Genomic DNA, 15,552 nt, shown 5'->3' on the forward strand with positions numbered 1-15,552 from the left:
TGTCGCTATAGGCTGACCCTCGGGCTCTTCAGGCCCCCAGACCCATCAAGCTGACATGCTCGCAAACACAATTTACGCCATCTTCAAGATATAAGACCCCGACATGGACACGGGCTCGGCCGTTCGCACTGACTGCTACTTGATCGGCAGCTTGCTGGTGTTCTTCACCTCTTCCATCACCGCATAGGTGTGCGTTTCGCGCACGCCTTTCTGCAGCAGCGTCTTGCCGAGGAATTCCCGGTAGGCGGCCATGTCCTTCACACGCGCCTTGACGAGGTAGTCGAAGCCGCCCGCCACCATATGGCATTCGAGCACCTCGGGGATCAGTTGTACGCTATGCTTGAACGCATCGAAGACTTCCGGGGTCGTGCGGTCCAGCACCACCTCGATGAAGACCAGCAGCGAGACATCCAGCAGCTGCGGATTGAGCTGGGCCGTGTAGCCCAGGATGTAGCCGGAATCGTGCAGCTTGCGCACCCGCTCGAGGCAGGCGGCGGGCGACAGGTTCACGCGGGCGGCCAGCTCCACGTTGCTGATGCGGCCATCGCTTTGCAGCTCCATCAGGATCTTCTTGCTGATCTTGTCCAGCATCATCACTCCCAGATCGATTTATTTTGCGCCGCCTCCAAGGGGAGGCGTCGATAATTAATTTTATTTGGTCAAATTCTCTCACCAAAAATGTTGTATTGCTAGCCCTATGGATTACCAGAATTAATCCAGAAGAAAGACGCATACAATCGAATCATTGGCAACAGCCATATTGCACGCTCCGCAGCCCGTCGCTGCCGGGCGTGTTTTGTTAGGTGTTGCGCCACAACCTTGATTAAAGATCATCCCATGAATGCCCCCGTTCCCTTCAGCACCCTGCAGGCGGAAATCCTGCGCGATCCGACCCCGTTGCGCGCCGCCATCACCGCGGCCTATCGACGTGACGAACAGGAGGCCGTCCAGTGGCTGCTGTCCCAGGTGCGCGAACGTGGTGCCGAGACCACGCAGGCCGCCCAGGACCTGGCGCGCCGCCTGGTGACGGCCGTGCGCGAAAAGCGTACCCGGGCCTCCGGCGTGGATGCGCTGATGCACCAGTTCTCGCTGTCGTCGGAAGAAGGCGTGGCATTGATGTGCCTGGCCGAAGCGCTGCTGCGCATTCCCGACAAGGCCACGGCCGACCGCCTGATCGCCGACAAGATCAGCAAGGGCGACTGGAAGCGCCACCTGGGCGAATCGCCGTCGCTGTTCGTCAATGCGGCCACGTGGGGGCTGCTCGTCACCGGCAAGCTGGTCACGACCTCCAGCGAGGAAAAGCTGGGTTCCGCACTGGGCCGGCTGATCGCCAAAGGCGGCGAGCCGCTGATCCGCAAGGGCGTGGACGTGGCGATGCGCATGCTGGGCAACCAGTTCGTGACGGGCCAGACGATCGACGAAGCCATCCGCAACGGCCGCGAGAACGAGGCGCGCGGCTACCGCTATTCGTACGACATGCTGGGCGAGGCAGCGCTGACGGCGCACGACGCGGCCAGCTACTACGCCTCGTATGAACAGGCGATCCACGCCATCGGCAAGGCCTCGAACGGCCGCGGCATCCGCAGCGGTCCGGGCATTTCCGTGAAGCTGTCGGCGCTGCACCCGCGCTACAGCCGTGCCCAGCGCGAGCGCGTGATGAACGAGCTGCTGCCACGCGTGCGGGCCCTCGTGCTGCTGGCCAAGCAGTACGACATCGGCCTGAACATCGATGCGGAAGAGGCCGACCGCCTGGAGCTGTCGCTGGACCTGATGGAAGCGCTGGCGCACGATCCGGCACTGGCCGGGTTTGCCGGCATCGGCTTCGTCGTGCAGGCCTACCAGAAGCGCTGCCCGTTCGTCATCGACTACCTGGCCGACCTGGCGCGCCGTACCGGCCGCCAGTTCATGGTGCGCCTGGTGAAGGGCGCCTACTGGGATGCCGAGATCAAGCGCGCCCAGGTGGACGGCATGCCCGGCTATCCCGTCTACACGCGCAAGGTGTACACGGACGTGTCCTATCTGGCCTGCGCGCAGCGCCTGCTGGCCGCGACGGACGTGATCTACCCGCAGTTCGCCACGCACAACGCGCAGACACTGGCCACCATCTACACGTGGGCCCAGCGCGACGGCATCGACGACTACGAATTCCAGTGCCTGCACGGCATGGGCGAAACGCTGTACGACCAGGTGGTCGGCGCGCAGAACCTGGGCAAGGCCTGCCGCATCTACGCGCCGGTGGGCACCCATGAAACGCTGCTGGCCTACCTGGTGCGGCGGCTGCTGGAAAACGGCGCGAATTCCTCGTTCGTCAGCCAGATCGTCGACGAGAGCATTCCCGTCGACACGCTGGTGACCAATCCGCTCGATACGGCGCGCCGGCAGTGCGGCCTGCCGCATCCGGCCATCGCGCTGCCGCTGAACATGTTCGGCACCGCGCGCCGCAATTCGGCCGGCATCGACCTGTCGAACGAGGACGTGCTGCGCGAGGTTTCCGCGGCACTGGCACAGCCGCGCACCTGGACCGCAGCACCGCTGCTGGCCGCCGCCGCCGAATCTGGCCAGTCCGCGCAGCCGGTCGTCAATCCGGCGCAGCAGGCCGATACCGTTGGCCACGTCACGGAGGCGACGGCGGCCGATGTGGCCGGGGCGCTGGCCAGCGCCAGCACGTTTGCCGCGGACTGGGCAGCGGTCGCGCCGGCCGAGCGGGCCGCGGCCCTGGTGCGTGCGGCGGATCTGTACGAAGCGAACATGATGGAACTGCTGGCGCTGGCGATCCGCGAGGCCGGCAAGTCGCTGCCGAACGCGATTGCCGAGGTGCGCGAAGCGGTCGATTTTCTGCGCTACTACGCCGAGCAGATCCGCAGCGGGGCGGGTGAAGCGCTGGGTCCCGTCACCTGCATCAGCCCGTGGAACTTCCCGCTGGCGATCTTCACGGGACAGGTGGCAGCCGCGCTGGCGGCCGGCAACGTGGTGCTGGCGAAACCGGCCGAACAGACCCCGCTGATCGCGCACCGCGCCGTCGAATTGCTGCATCAGGCGGGCATTCCGCGCGCCGCGCTGCAGTACCTGCCGGGCCGGGGCGACGTCGTCGGTGCCGGCCTGTGCAATGACGCGCGTGTCAAGGGCGTGATCTTCACGGGCTCGACCGAAGTGGCACAGCTGATCAACCGCACGCTGGCGCGCCGCGCCGTGGCCGAGGGTCACGACATTCCCCTGATCGCCGAAACGGGCGGGCAGAACGCGATGATCGTCGATTCCTCGTCGCTGCCGGAGCAGGTGGTGCAGGATGCCATCGCCTCGGCCTTCGATAGCGCCGGCCAGCGCTGTTCCGCGCTGCGCGTGCTGTTCCTGCAGGAAGACATCGCCGACAAGACCATCGCGATGCTCAAGGGCGCGATGGGCGAGCTGAAGATCGGCAATCCGGACCGGCTGGTGACCGACATCGGTCCCGTCATCGACACGGAAGCACAGCAGAATCTGCTGTCGCACATCGAGCAGACCAAGCGCACCTGCGTGGCGCACTTCTCGCTGGGCCTGCCCGCCGAAGCGGTGGGCACCTTCGTGCCGCCGACGGTGCTGGAGATCCGCTCGCTGGCCGAGCTGACGAAGGAAGTGTTCGGTCCCGTGATGCACGTGATCCGCTACCGCCGTTCCCAGCTGCCGGACGTGATCGACCAGATCAACGCCAGCGGCTTCGGCCTGACGCTGGGCATCCACTCGCGCATCGACGAGACGATCGACTACATCGTCGCCCGTGCCCATGTCGGCAACATCTACGTGAACCGCAATATCGTCGGCGCGGTGGTGGGCGTGCAACCGTTCGGCGGGGAAGGCAAATCCGGCACGGGGCCGAAGGCGGGCGGTCCGCTGTACCTGCACCGCCTGCAGCGCTCGGCGCCGGCGGTGGCCACCCATCCTCGGCTGGCGACCCCGGCGGTGGATGCGCTGGTCGTCTGGGCCAAAGGAAAAGGTTTTGCGAACGCTGCCACGCTCGCCCAGCAATATGCCCACACGACACCGCTGGGCACGGAAATCGTGCTGCCGGGCCCGACGGGTGAACGCAACACGCTGCGCCATGCGCCACGCGGCACGGTCGCCTGCTTTGCCAACAGCCAGGAAGTGCTCCTGAACCAGCTCGCTGCCGTGCTGGCAACCGGCAACCGCGCCATCGTCGTGGCCCATTCGAGCGCTCTGGTTCCGGCCGACCTGCCCGCCGCCGTGCGCGACCGCATGCAGGTCGTCGGCGACCTGGCAGCGCTGAAGGACGGCTTCCAGATCGCACTGGTGGAACCGGCACTGGCCGCCCAGCTGCGCGTACCGCTTGCCGAACGCGATGGTGCCATCGTCTCCCTGGTCGAAACGACGGCCGATGCCGCCATTCCCCTGTGGCGCCTGATCGCCGAGCGCGCCCTGTGCGTCAACACGACCGCCGCCGGCGGCAATGCCAGCCTGATGACGCTGGGCGCGTAAAGCCATTCGAGCCCGACTCCGGGCTCTCCCTACCTCCGAAGGCCTCCAGCAGCGCTTTAAACGCCCCTGGAGGCCTTTTTACGGCCCAGCCCGTGTCCACCATGGGGTCTGACCCCGACACGGACACGGGCCCGTCTATAGCGTCCAGCTCCGGCAGAAGTTTTCAATGATGCCGAACGCGTAGCGCGAGGCCACCGTGCGCACGAATTCCACGAAGTCGACGGCAGCCGATTCATCCGCATTGTCCGAAATCGTGCGGATCACGGCGAAGGGTATGCCGAGCTCGAAACACACCTGGGCCACGGCGGCGCCTTCCATCTCCACCGCCAGCAGGCCCGGCAAGGCACTTTTCAGGGCCGCCAGGCGCTTTCCATCGTGAACGAAGAGGTCGCCACTGCCGATGAGGCCGCGATGCAGCCTGGGGCCGCTCGTGGCTTCGAGGAACTTTCCGGCTGCCGCGGCGAGGCGATCGCTCAAGGCCAGGTCGCTGGGCAGGTGCGACAGGCCCGTCAGCGGCACCTCGAAGCGCGGAAACAGGGGTGACGCATCCATGTCGTGCTGGACGAGCGAATCGGCAATCACGACATCGCCCACCTGCACGTCCGGATCGGCACTGCCGGCAACGCCGGTAAAGACGATGTGGGTAACTCCGAACTTTTCCACAAGCGTAGCGGCCGTCATGCCGGCAGCCACCTTGCCGATCCGGGACAGCACGGCGACCGACTCGATTCCCCACAGGCTGCCTGCGGTGTATTCCCGCATGCCGTGTACCAGCCTGGACGGGTTTTCCATTGCATCGATCAGACCGCTTTGTTCTTCTGCGAGAGCGGACATGATGCCAAGGCGAATGTCTGCCTGCGGTTTTGCGGTGTTTTGCATGGTTACGGTGTTGTTGGTTTACAAGGATAAGAATAAATATAAAACCTGGTAGTAGATAGTAAACCGGCCGTTTACTGTGGATAACCCTGTTAACATCCACAAAATCAGCTGTTTACGCCTCCTTGAATCAGCTGGAAAAGCATTGTATCCAGCCCGGACGACTTCTGGACAAAAACTGCGGCCGTGAACCTTCACGTGGTTTACGCACATCCGCACCTGTGGATATGCAGCGGCTTATCCACATCCCTTTCTGAAAACCACTCCTTTGCTTGCCAAAGCAGCAAGCAGAAGCATTCGCACGCCGAAAACGCCCCTGGCTGATCCAGCTCAGCACGTACGAAGCGGCAGGGAACGCTTCCGGACTGTCCGGATCGAATCCTTGCTGCGTGTGCAATGACGTCGGACAAGCGGCAATCTTCTGGAAAAGCGTCTGCAGGCTTTCGATGCATCGACCGTTTGGAGCCGAAAGACCATTTTTTTAAAACTGCGAGTTCAAGAACTGGCAACTTTCCACGAGCGCTCGGGCAGGGGAGGTTCGCGAGGAGGACGACAACGCTTGCGGATCACATCGTCAGGCAGAGGTGTTCACGGAAAGACCGCTTTGCAACGACGTTGCCTAGTTCTGCAAACGAATTTCTTGCTGACGCTTTTTTCGATAGTTCGTGAAGATGGCGTCCCGAAGTGCGAGCGCGAAAGTGCCATCGGTTTACAAGAATAAGTCTGTATACAAGCTAGTAGTGGTTGTTAACAGTTCCGGTTTTCTGTGGATAACTGCCTCAACTGCAATAGAATCAGCCGTTTACGTTCCGTACAACCACGCGCGTAAACCTTGTATGGCCGCGGAACGGTTTTTGGACAAAAATGGCGTTCTGCACAGCCGAACGGTTTACGCACAAACGATGCCTGTGGATATCCATAAGGTTATGCACAGCCTGATTCTTGTCTAGGAGATACCATGGAGTTGCGGTCCCTGTTCGTTCATCCCATCATCCAGGGCCCGATGGCCGGTGGGTGTACCACCCCGGCGCTGGTCGCTGCCGTGTCCAACGCGGGCGCCCTGGGCTCGTTCGCCATGTCGCTGCTGGGGCCGGAAAAAATCCGCCAGCAGGTCGCGGAAACCAGGCGATTGACCGATAAACCCTTCATCCTGAACCTGTTCATCCAGGACGATCCCCGGCCCAGCCGCGAGGAAGTGGCCACGGCGGTCGAACTGCTGAAACCGGTCTGGTCGTCGCTGGGCTGGTCCGAGCTGGCGCTGCCCTTCCGCTGGTGCGAAGACTTCGCGGCGCAGTTCGAGGTGCTACTGGACGTCAAACCCGCGGCGGCCAGCTTCACGTTCGGGATTCTTTCGGCCGACCAGGTCGGGCAATTGCATGCTGCCGGCATCCTGGTGATCGGGACTGTCACCACTGTCGAGGAAGCCCTGGCCTGGCAACGGATCGGTGCCGATGCGGTGATCGCTTCCGGCATCGAGTCCGGCGGCCATCGCGGCACTTTCATCGGCGACCAGCGCGATGCCACGCTGGGGACGATCGACCTGTTGAAGGCAGTCGTGGCCGAAGTGTCGATTCCCGTCATCTCGGCCGGCAATGTCATGACGGGCGCCGACATCCGTGAGCGGCTGGCGCTGGGCGCCATTGCCGTCCAGATGGGTACCGCATTCCTCGTCACCGAGGAATCAGGCATCCATCCCGCCTACAAGCATCGGCTGCTCATCGCCGGCAATGCGCCCACACGGCTCACGCGTGCCTTTTCCGGACGCTATGCGCGCGGTCTGGTGAACCGCTTCATGAACCAGATGGAAGGCGTGGAAGAACTGGTGCCGCCCTATCCCGTGCAGAATGCGCTTACCGGGCCGATCCGTTTCGAAGCGGCGAAACGGGGCGATACCGAGTTGATGTCCCTGTGGTGCGGTACCGGCGTCGGGCGCACCCGGCGCATGTCGGCAGCGCGGCTCGTTGCCACTTTGGTCGACGAACTCGGTTAAAAATAATAGGTAACTGCACAATGCAATTTAGGCGATATTCATCGATTTAAAAAGCAGAAGAAGTCACTAGCAAAAAATAAGCGACAGATAACGCATATTCGGTTACCAGCAGCTAGTTATAAAGATGTGGTAGTTATACGGTATTGAGCGGGAAAATCGTTCTCGGTAAGATCGACCGAATTTGCAGCGGCCGAGGCAGCGGTGCTTTCGAGGCAGCCCATTGCGGCAGGTAGACATTCTTATAAAGACCTGGGAGACGCGATGTCCAACTTCATCCTGGAAACAAGGGAGTTGACCAAGGAGTTCAAGGGGTTCACGGCGGTCAACAAGGTGAACCTGAACGTCCGGCAGGGGCATATTCATGCCCTGATCGGCCCGAACGGCGCGGGCAAGACGACCTGTTTCAACCTGCTCACGAAGTTCCTCGCGCCGACCGCCGGCGCGATCGTTTTCAACGGCAAGGACATTACCGACGCCCATCCGGCCCGCATCGCCCGGATGGGCGTGATCCGCTCGTTCCAGATCTCGGCGGTGTTCCCCCATCTCACCGTGCTGCAGAACGTGCGCATCGGCCTGCAGCGCCAGCTGGGCACCACCTTTCACTTCTGGCGCAGCGAACGCACGCTCGACCAGTTGAACGGGCGTGCCATGGCCCTGCTGGCCGAGGTCGACCTGGAAAGTTTTGCCGACACGATCACGGCGGACATGCCCTACGGCCGCAAGCGGGCACTGGAAATCGCCACCACGCTGGCGATGGAGCCTGAACTGATGCTGCTGGACGAGCCCACGCAAGGCATGGGCCATGAAGACGTGCACCGCGTCACCGAGCTGATCAAGAAGGTGTCGGCCGGCCGCACGATCCTGATGGTCGAACACAATATGAGCGTCGTCTCCGGCATCTGCGACCGGATCTCCGTGCTGCAGCGGGGCGCGATGCTGGCCGAAGGCAGCTATGCCGAGGTCTCCACCAATCCACAGGTGATGGAGGCTTACATGGGCAGCGAGGCGGCCGAGCTGGCGGGAGCGCACGGATGAACGCACCGGCAAGGAATGCTGCGGTGGTTGCCAGTTCACCCGCCCCGGCGGCACTGGAAATTGCCGGCCTGCAGGCCTGGTACGGCGAATCGCATGTGCTGCATGACGTGAACCTGGCCGTGCACGCGGGCGAAGTCGTCACGCTGCTGGGCCGCAACGGCGCCGGCCGCACCACCACGCTGCGCGCCATCATGGGCCTGACGGGGGCGCGCAAGGGCTCGATCCGCATCAACGGCAAGGAAGCGATCGGCCTGCCGACGCACCGCGTGGCGCACCTCGGTGTCGGCTACTGTCCCGAGGAGCGCGGCATTTTTTCATCGTTGTCCACGGAGGAAAACCTGCTGCTGCCGCCCGTGCTGGCAACGGGCCACGCCGGCATGTCCGTCGACGAGATCTACGACATGTTCCCCAACCTGAAGGAACGCCGCCACAGCCAGGGCACGCGCCTGTCCGGCGGCGAGCAGCAGATGCTGGCCGTGGCGCGCATCCTGCGCACCGGTGCGCGCCTGCTGCTGCTGGACGAAATCTCTGAAGGCCTGGCGCCAGTGATCGTGCAGGGCCTGGCGCGCATGATCCGCACATTGAAGGCGAAGGGCTACACGATCGTGATGGTGGAACAGAATTTCCGCTTCGCCGCGCCGCTGGCGGACCGGTTCTACGTGATGGAGCATGGCCAGATCGCGCTGGCGTTCGATGCGGTGGAACTGGGCGCGCGCATGCCGGTGCTGACCGAGCTGCTGGGGGTGTGACAGGGTTAAAACGTGAAGGGAAGGGAAGGGTAGTGCAGGCTATCGCCGCGGCGGTGGGTGCTGCTGCGGCATCATAAAAACCTAGTCGAAGGAGACGCTATGAAACGCCAAGCCATCGCTGTAGCCGCCGCGGCCCTCTGCGCCGCAGGCCTGCCGGGTACTGCCGCCGCACAGGTATCGGGCGACACCATCAAGATCGGGTTCATCACCGACATGTCCGGCCTGTACACGGACATCGACGGTGCCGGCGGGGCCGAGGCGATCAAGATGGCCATCGCCGATGCCGGCCCCGTCATCGCCGGCAAGAAGGTGGAATTCGTCTCCGCCGACCACCAGAACAAGGCCGACATCGCCGCCTCGAAGGCGCGCGAATGGTTCGACCAGGGCGGCGTGGACCTGCTGATCGGCGGCACCAACTCCGGCGCCAACCTGGCGATGGCCAAGGTCGCCGCCGAGAAGAAAAAGATTTTCATCTCGATCGGCGCCGGCTCCTCGCGGCTGACCAATGAGGAATGCACGCCGTACACCGTGCACTATGCGTACGACACGGTCGCGCTGGCGCGCGGCACCGGCGGCGCGATCGTCAAGCAGGGCGGCAAGGACTGGTACTTCATGACGGCCGATTATGCGTTCGGCCAGTCGCTGGAAACCGATACGGCGGCCGTGGTGAAGACGGGCGGCGGCAGGGTGCTGGGGGCGGTGAAGCATCCGCTGTCGGCATCGGACTTCTCGTCGTTCCTGCTGCAGGCGCAGGCCTCGAAGGCGCAGATCCTCGGGCTGGCCAATGCTGGTGGCGACGCCATCAATTCCATCAAGGCAGCCAACGAATTCGGCATCAGCAAGAAGATGAAGCTGGCCGGCCTGCTCATCTTCATCAACGACATCCATTCGCTGGGCCTGAACGTCACGCAGGGCATGTATCTGACGGACGGCTGGTACTGGGATGCGAATGCCGATACTCGCGCCTGGTCGAAGCGCTATTTCGCGAAGATGACGAAAGAGCCGTCGATGCTGCAGGCCGCCGACTATTCGGCCGCGGCCAACTACCTGAAGGCCGTCAAGGCGGTGGGCACGGACGACTCGGACAAGGTGATGGCCTACCTGAAGAAAACCCCGATCAACGACATGTTCACGAAGAACGGCGTGATCCGACCGGACGGCCGCATGGTGCACGATATGTACCTGATGGAAGTGAAGAAGCCGGCCGAATCGAAGTACCCGTGGGACTACTACAAGCTGGTGGCCACCATCCCGGGCGAGCAGGCCTACATGACGAAGGCCGAAACGAAGTGCTCGCTGTGGAAGTAGGGCGCTGACCACCATCACGGAGACCGGCCGCCCATGGAAATTTTCGGCGTTCCCCTGCCCGCATTGATGAGCCAGCTGCTGCTGGGTCTCGTCAACGGTTCCTTCTACGCGATGCTGTCGCTCGGCCTGGCGATCATCTTCGGCCTGCTGAACGTGATCAATTTCTCGCATGGCGCGATGTACATGATGGGCGCGTTCCTGGCGTGGATGGGCATGAGCTACCTCGGCATGAGCTACTGGACGATGCTGCTGGCCGCGCCGCTGGTGGTCGGCGCGCTCGGCATCGTCATCGAGAAGACGCTGCTGCGCTGGCTCTACCAGCTGGACCACCTGTATGGCCTGCTGCTCACGTTCGGCATCACCCTGCTGGTGGAAGGCGTGTTCCGCTCCTTCTACGGCGTCTCGGGCCAGACCTTCGATACGCCCGCACAGCTGCAGGGCGCCACGAACCTGGGCTTCATGATCCTGCCGAACTACCGGGGCTGGGTCGTGGTCGCCTCGCTGGTGGTGTGCTTTGCCACCTGGTTCGTCATCGAGAAAACCCGTCTCGGTGCCTACCTGCGCGCGGGCACGGAGAACCCGAAGCTGGTGGAGGCGTTCGGCATCAACGTGCCGCTGATGGTCACGCTCACCTATGGCTTCGGCGTGGCGCTGGCCGGCTTTGCCGGCGTGCTGGCGGCGCCCATCATCCAGGTGATGCCGCTGATGGGCTCGAACCTGATCATCGTCGTGTTTGCCGTGGTGGTAATCGGTGGCATGGGCTCGATCCTGGGCGCGATCGTCACCGGGCTCGGGCTCGGCGTCATCGAGGGTTTCACGCGCGTGTTCTATCCGGAGTTCTCGTCCACCGTCGTGTTCCTGGTGATGGTGATCGTGCTGCTGCTGCGCCCCGCCGGCCTGTTCGGCAAAGAGAAGTGAAGGGAGACCGCATGGACAAACGGATCGGTTACGGGATCGCACTGGCGGTGGCCCTGGCCGCGCCCTTCGTGGGCTACCCCGTATTCCTGATGAAGCTGCTGTGCTTCGCGCTGTTCGCCAGCGCCTTCAATCTGCTGATCGGATTTACGGGCCTGCTGTCGTTCGGCCACGCGGCCTTCTTCGGCACCGCCGGTTACGTGGCCGGCAATGCATTGAAAACCTGGGGCCTGCCGTCCGAACTGGGCGTGCTGGCCGGCGTGGCGGGCGCTGCCCTGGTGGGCGTCGTGATGGGCGCGCTGGCGATCCGCCGTTCGGGCATCTACTTCTCGATGATCACGCTGGCGCTGGCGCAGATGGTCTACTTCGGCGGCCTGCGCTTCACGGGCCTGACGGGCGGCGAGGACGGCCTGCAGGGCGTGCCGCGGGGACGCCTGCTGGGAACGGTCGACCTGTCCAGCGACCTGGTGCTGTACTTCGTCGTGCTGGCGATTGCCGTGGCCGGTTTCGCGCTGATCGTGCGCACCGTGCACTCGCCGTTCGGCCAGGTGCTCAAGGCCATCAAGGAAAATGAGCCGCGCGCGATCTCACTGGGCTACGACGTGGACCGCTACAAGCTGATGGCCTTCGTGCTGTCCGCCGCGCTGGCCGGACTGGCCGGTGCGCTGAAGACGGTGGTGCTGGGCTTCGAGACGCTGACGGATGTGCACTGGACCATGTCCGGCCTCGTCATCCTGATGACGCTGGTGGGTGGCATGGGCACGCTGGCCGGGCCCTTGCTGGGCGCCATCATCATCATCGCGCTGGAAAACAAGCTGGGCGACTTCGGCACGATGGTGGCGGGCAGTACCGGCATCCTGTGGTTCAACAAGCTTGGGGAAGCGGTGAGCATGGTGACTGGCCTGATCTTCATTGCCTGCGTGCTACTGTTCCGCCGCGGCATCGTGGGCGAGATCGTGGCGGTGCTGGGGCGAAAACGCACCACCTGAACACAGCCAACGCCGGACCTGGTCCGGCGTTTGTTTTTTGCAGCAAGGGTTTTATCCGGCAAGCTTTATCCAGGCGCATGCCGCTACGCATAACGACAAGGAGACACAATGAAGCACACCAAAACGGTCCTGACCGTGCTGGCAGTAACGGCGACCACGCTGGCGCTGGCCGGCTGCGGCAGCCACCACGATGACGACGACGATCCGGCCGACCTGAACCAGAAACCCGCCTACCTGGGCACCGTGACGTCGACGACCTACGACGGCACGAGCGACGATCTGCTCACGGCCGGGCTGGGCGCCACGGGCCTGGCGAGCGCCGCGCCGCCGGCCTACAACGATGCCGCCAATCCCACGCCGCGCGAGTTGCGCCGTAACGCCATCTGGGCCAATTACCGCGCGGTGCTCGATATCGCCGCGGCCAGCGGCTACGGCACGCTGTACGGCCCGAACGTCAACGCGGCGGGGACTGCCACGAGCGGCAACGGCATGGTGCCCGGCACCGAATATGTGGCGTATGCCGACGACGGCACCGGCAAGCAGAACGTGACGTTGCTGGTGCAGGTGCCGGCCGGCTTCGACCCCGTCAATCCCTGCATCGTGACGGGTACGTCGAGCGGCTCGCGGGGCATCTACGGCGCCATCGGCAGCGCCGGCGAATGGGCCCTCAAGAACAATTGCGCAGTGGCCTATGCGGACAAGGGCAGCGGCACCGGCCTGTACACGTTCGAGGACGACAGCGTGATCGGCCAGAACGGCCAGCGTGCAACGCGTCCCGCAGCGGGCAGGAACGCCACGTTCGCACCCGAACTCACCGACGCGCAGCGCACCACCTACGCGCAGCAGTACCCGGGCCGCATCGCGTTCAAGCATGCGCACTCGCAGCAGAATCCGGAGAAGGACTGGGGCAAGGCCACGTTACAGGCTGTCGAGTTCGCCTTCTATGTGCTCAATGAAAAATACGGCGTGCTGGCCGGCGACGGCAAGAGCCATGTCGTACGGCTGACGCCGGCCAACACGCTGACGATCGCGTCGTCCATCTCGAACGGCGCCGGCGCGGCACTGCTTGCGGCCGAGCAGGATACCAAGGGGCTGATCGATGCCGTGGCGGCGACCGAGCCGCAGATCCAGCCGAAGTCGGCGACGGGCTATACGGTGCGGCAGGGTGGGGCCAATGTCGCGGCCCAGGGCCGGGCGCTGCTCGATTACGCCAGCTATGCCGCGCTGTACCAGCCTTGTTTGCTGGCAGCGGGTGCTGCGGGACGCTGCGCATCGCTGGTCCAGAAAGGGCTGCTGACAGGGAGCGACCTGGCGGCGCGGCAGGCCGACGCGCGGGCGCGGTTGCGCGCGTATGGCTGGACAGCGGATGCCGAGCCGCTGCAGGGCCTGCATGCGCTGACCAATATCCTGGTTGCCGTGACCTATGTGAACGCCTACGGCAAGTTTGCCGTGACGGACAATGTCTGCGGCTTCAGCTGGGCTGCCACGGATGCGGCCGGTAATCCCGTACCGCTGACGGCTGCCGTCAAAGCCTCCAGCTTCGCCACGCAGAACGGTATCGTCGGCACGCCCGTGTACGAGAACTCGGTAGGTGGGGCCAAGGTGTACAGCATCGGCGTCTCGCCCACGACCGGCATCGAGGACCAGTCGCTGGACGGCTTCCTGTGCTTGCGCTCGCTGGCCACCGGCGTCGATGCCGTCACGGGGAATGCGCTGACGGGCGACCTGGCGGCGCAGAGCGCCCGCGTGCGCGCCGGGATCGCCGAGGTGCAGGCCACCGGCAACCTGAAGGGCAAGCCGGCGCTGATCGTTGCCGGCCGTGCCGATGCACTCATTCCCGTGAACCACGCGTCGCGTGCCTACCTGGGACTGAACGCTTCGGTGGAGGGCGCCAACAGCAAGCTGCGCTACATCGAGGTGACGAACGCCAACCACTTCGACAGCTTCAGCAGCGCCCTGCCGACCGTCATCGTGCCGCTGCATGTGTACCTGTTCCGCGCGCTGGATGCCGTGTATGCCAACCTGAAAAACAGTGCGACGCCATTGCCACCATCGCAGGTGGTGCGCACGACCACGCGCGCCAGCGCGACCGTACCGATCACGGTGGCGAACGTGCCACCGATTTCGGCCACGCCCGGCACCAACGCCATTACCGTCAGCGGCGGCACCGTCAACGTGCCGAACTGACCTCTTGACCGCTGCCATCGAGGCCGCCATCACGGCGGCCTTTTTTTCGTCCACCGCCAGCATGCTGTCCTGGTGCCTGGCACCGGGACACGAACCCATCCATGTCATGGTGCCAGGCACCGGGACACAGACTCATCAATAACATCGTTCGCCTTCGACTAGCGCATGGCGCTTCCGTACAATGACGGATTCAACGGGGGAAACGATGCTTGATCTGGCGGTGTTGGGGGTGGCGGCTTTTTCGGCCGGCCTGGTGGATGCGGTGGTGGGCGGGGGAGGGCTGATCCAGATCCCCGTGCTGTTTTCGATGTTCGGCAATACGGCACCGGCAACGCTGCTGGGGACGAGCAAACTGGCCGGCATCTTCGGCACGGCGGCCGCGGCGGTGAACTATGCGCGCCGCGTGTCGATTGCCTGGACGACGGCGGCACCGGCCGCGTTTGCCGCGTTCTTCTTCGCGTTCTTCGGTGCCTTCACCGTGACGAAGATTCCCGCCGACTTCATGCGCACGCTGCTGCCCGTCGTGCTGATCGCCGTGGCCATCTACACCTTCAAGCGCAAGGACTTCGGCAGCATCCATGCGCCCCTGCACGGCGGGCTGAAGGAGCGGCTGCTGGCGGTCGCCTGCGGCGCCGGCATCGGCTTCTATGACGGCTTCTTCGGCCCTGGTACCGGCAGCTTCCTGGTGTTCCTGTTCGTGCGTCTGTTCGGCTTCGATTTCCTGGGAGCGTCGGCCGTGGCAAAAGTCGTCAACGTGGCCTGCAACCTGTCGGCGCTGATGTGGTTTGGCTACAGCGGCCATCTACTGTGGCAGCTGGGTCTGATGATGGCCGTCTGCCAGGTGGCCGGTTCGTTGATCGGCACGAAGCTGGCCATGCGCCACGGCAGTGGCTTTGTACGTCGCGTCTTTCTGGTGGTGGTGACCATCCTGATCGTCAAGACTTCGTGGGATGCATATCAACGCTGGTGATTGTTTCACGTGGAACAGCATCGAAGGCCCGGTTTTTACCGGGCTTTTTTTGTTCCACGTGAA

Annotated in this window: 11 protein-coding genes; 9 read left to right on the top strand and 2 right to left on the bottom strand. The window is 63.9% G+C overall.

Annotation, left to right across the window (positions count from 1 at the left end):
• Positions 1 to 135: 135 nt before the first annotated feature.
• A complete protein-coding gene (locus IP91_RS18555) occupies positions 136 to 591 on the bottom strand; it encodes an Lrp/AsnC ligand binding domain-containing protein (RefSeq protein ID WP_130186877.1) in 456 nt (151 codons plus the stop codon).
• A 246-nt stretch (positions 592 to 837) separates the two neighbouring features.
• Here IP91_RS18555 and putA point away from each other — a divergent pair, with 246 nt between their 5' ends.
• Positions 838 to 4,470, top strand: a complete 3,633-nt coding sequence (gene putA / locus IP91_RS18560) for a trifunctional transcriptional regulator/proline dehydrogenase/L-glutamate gamma-semialdehyde dehydrogenase (RefSeq protein ID WP_145650591.1) — start codon at positions 838 to 840, stop codon at positions 4,468 to 4,470.
• Between the two features lie 135 nt (positions 4,471 to 4,605).
• Here the strand turns inward: putA and IP91_RS18565 are convergent, their stop codons facing one another.
• A complete protein-coding gene (locus tag IP91_RS18565; RefSeq protein WP_145650592.1) occupies positions 4,606 to 5,349 on the bottom strand; it encodes a 5'-methylthioadenosine/adenosylhomocysteine nucleosidase in 744 nt (247 codons plus the stop codon).
• 955 nt (positions 5,350 to 6,304) lie between these two features.
• Between IP91_RS18565 and IP91_RS18570 the strand changes: the two genes are divergently transcribed.
• The 8 genes from IP91_RS18570 (at position 6,305) to IP91_RS18605 (ending at position 15,489) form a co-directional block, all read left to right on the top strand.
• Entirely contained in the window at positions 6,305 to 7,336 is a 1,032-nt protein-coding gene (locus IP91_RS18570) for an NAD(P)H-dependent flavin oxidoreductase (protein WP_145650593.1), read from the top strand.
• Between the two features lie 261 nt (positions 7,337 to 7,597).
• Positions 7,598 to 8,371, top strand: coding sequence for an ABC transporter ATP-binding protein (locus IP91_RS18575; RefSeq protein ID WP_145650594.1), 774 nt, complete (start codon positions 7,598 to 7,600; stop codon positions 8,369 to 8,371).
• Positions 8,368 to 9,120 carry an ABC transporter ATP-binding protein gene (locus tag IP91_RS18580; RefSeq protein WP_145650595.1) on the top strand — a complete coding sequence of 251 codons (753 nt, stop codon included), beginning with the start codon at positions 8,368 to 8,370 and terminating at the stop codon, positions 9,118 to 9,120. Before IP91_RS18575 ends, IP91_RS18580 begins: the two co-directional genes overlap by 4 nt.
• A 99-nt stretch (positions 9,121 to 9,219) precedes the next feature.
• On the top strand, positions 9,220 to 10,428 hold the full coding sequence (locus IP91_RS18585) for an ABC transporter substrate-binding protein (RefSeq protein ID WP_145650596.1): 1,209 nt from the start codon (positions 9,220 to 9,222) through the stop codon (positions 10,426 to 10,428).
• A gap of 33 nt (positions 10,429 to 10,461) precedes the next feature.
• Positions 10,462 to 11,346 carry a branched-chain amino acid ABC transporter permease gene (locus IP91_RS18590; RefSeq protein ID WP_145650597.1) on the top strand — a complete coding sequence of 295 codons (885 nt, stop codon included), beginning with the start codon at positions 10,462 to 10,464 and terminating at the stop codon, positions 11,344 to 11,346.
• An 11-nt stretch (positions 11,347 to 11,357) separates the two neighbouring features.
• Positions 11,358 to 12,332 carry a branched-chain amino acid ABC transporter permease gene (locus IP91_RS18595; protein WP_145650598.1) on the top strand — a complete coding sequence of 325 codons (975 nt, stop codon included), beginning with the start codon at positions 11,358 to 11,360 and terminating at the stop codon, positions 12,330 to 12,332.
• A gap of 108 nt (positions 12,333 to 12,440) precedes the next feature.
• A complete protein-coding gene (locus IP91_RS18600) occupies positions 12,441 to 14,519 on the top strand; it encodes a 3-hydroxybutyrate oligomer hydrolase family protein (protein WP_145650599.1) in 2,079 nt (692 codons plus the stop codon).
• Between the two features lie 205 nt (positions 14,520 to 14,724).
• The gene (locus IP91_RS18605) at positions 14,725 to 15,489 is read left to right on the top strand and encodes a sulfite exporter TauE/SafE family protein (RefSeq protein WP_145650600.1); all 765 of its coding nucleotides are present in this window, start codon (positions 14,725 to 14,727) and stop codon (positions 15,487 to 15,489) included.
• The last annotated feature ends 63 nt before the right edge of the window (positions 15,490 to 15,552 follow it).

This window comes from Pseudoduganella lurida (assembly GCF_007830455.1).
In the GTDB taxonomy this organism is placed as follows: Bacteria; Pseudomonadota; Gammaproteobacteria; order Burkholderiales; family Burkholderiaceae_D; genus Rugamonas; species Rugamonas lurida.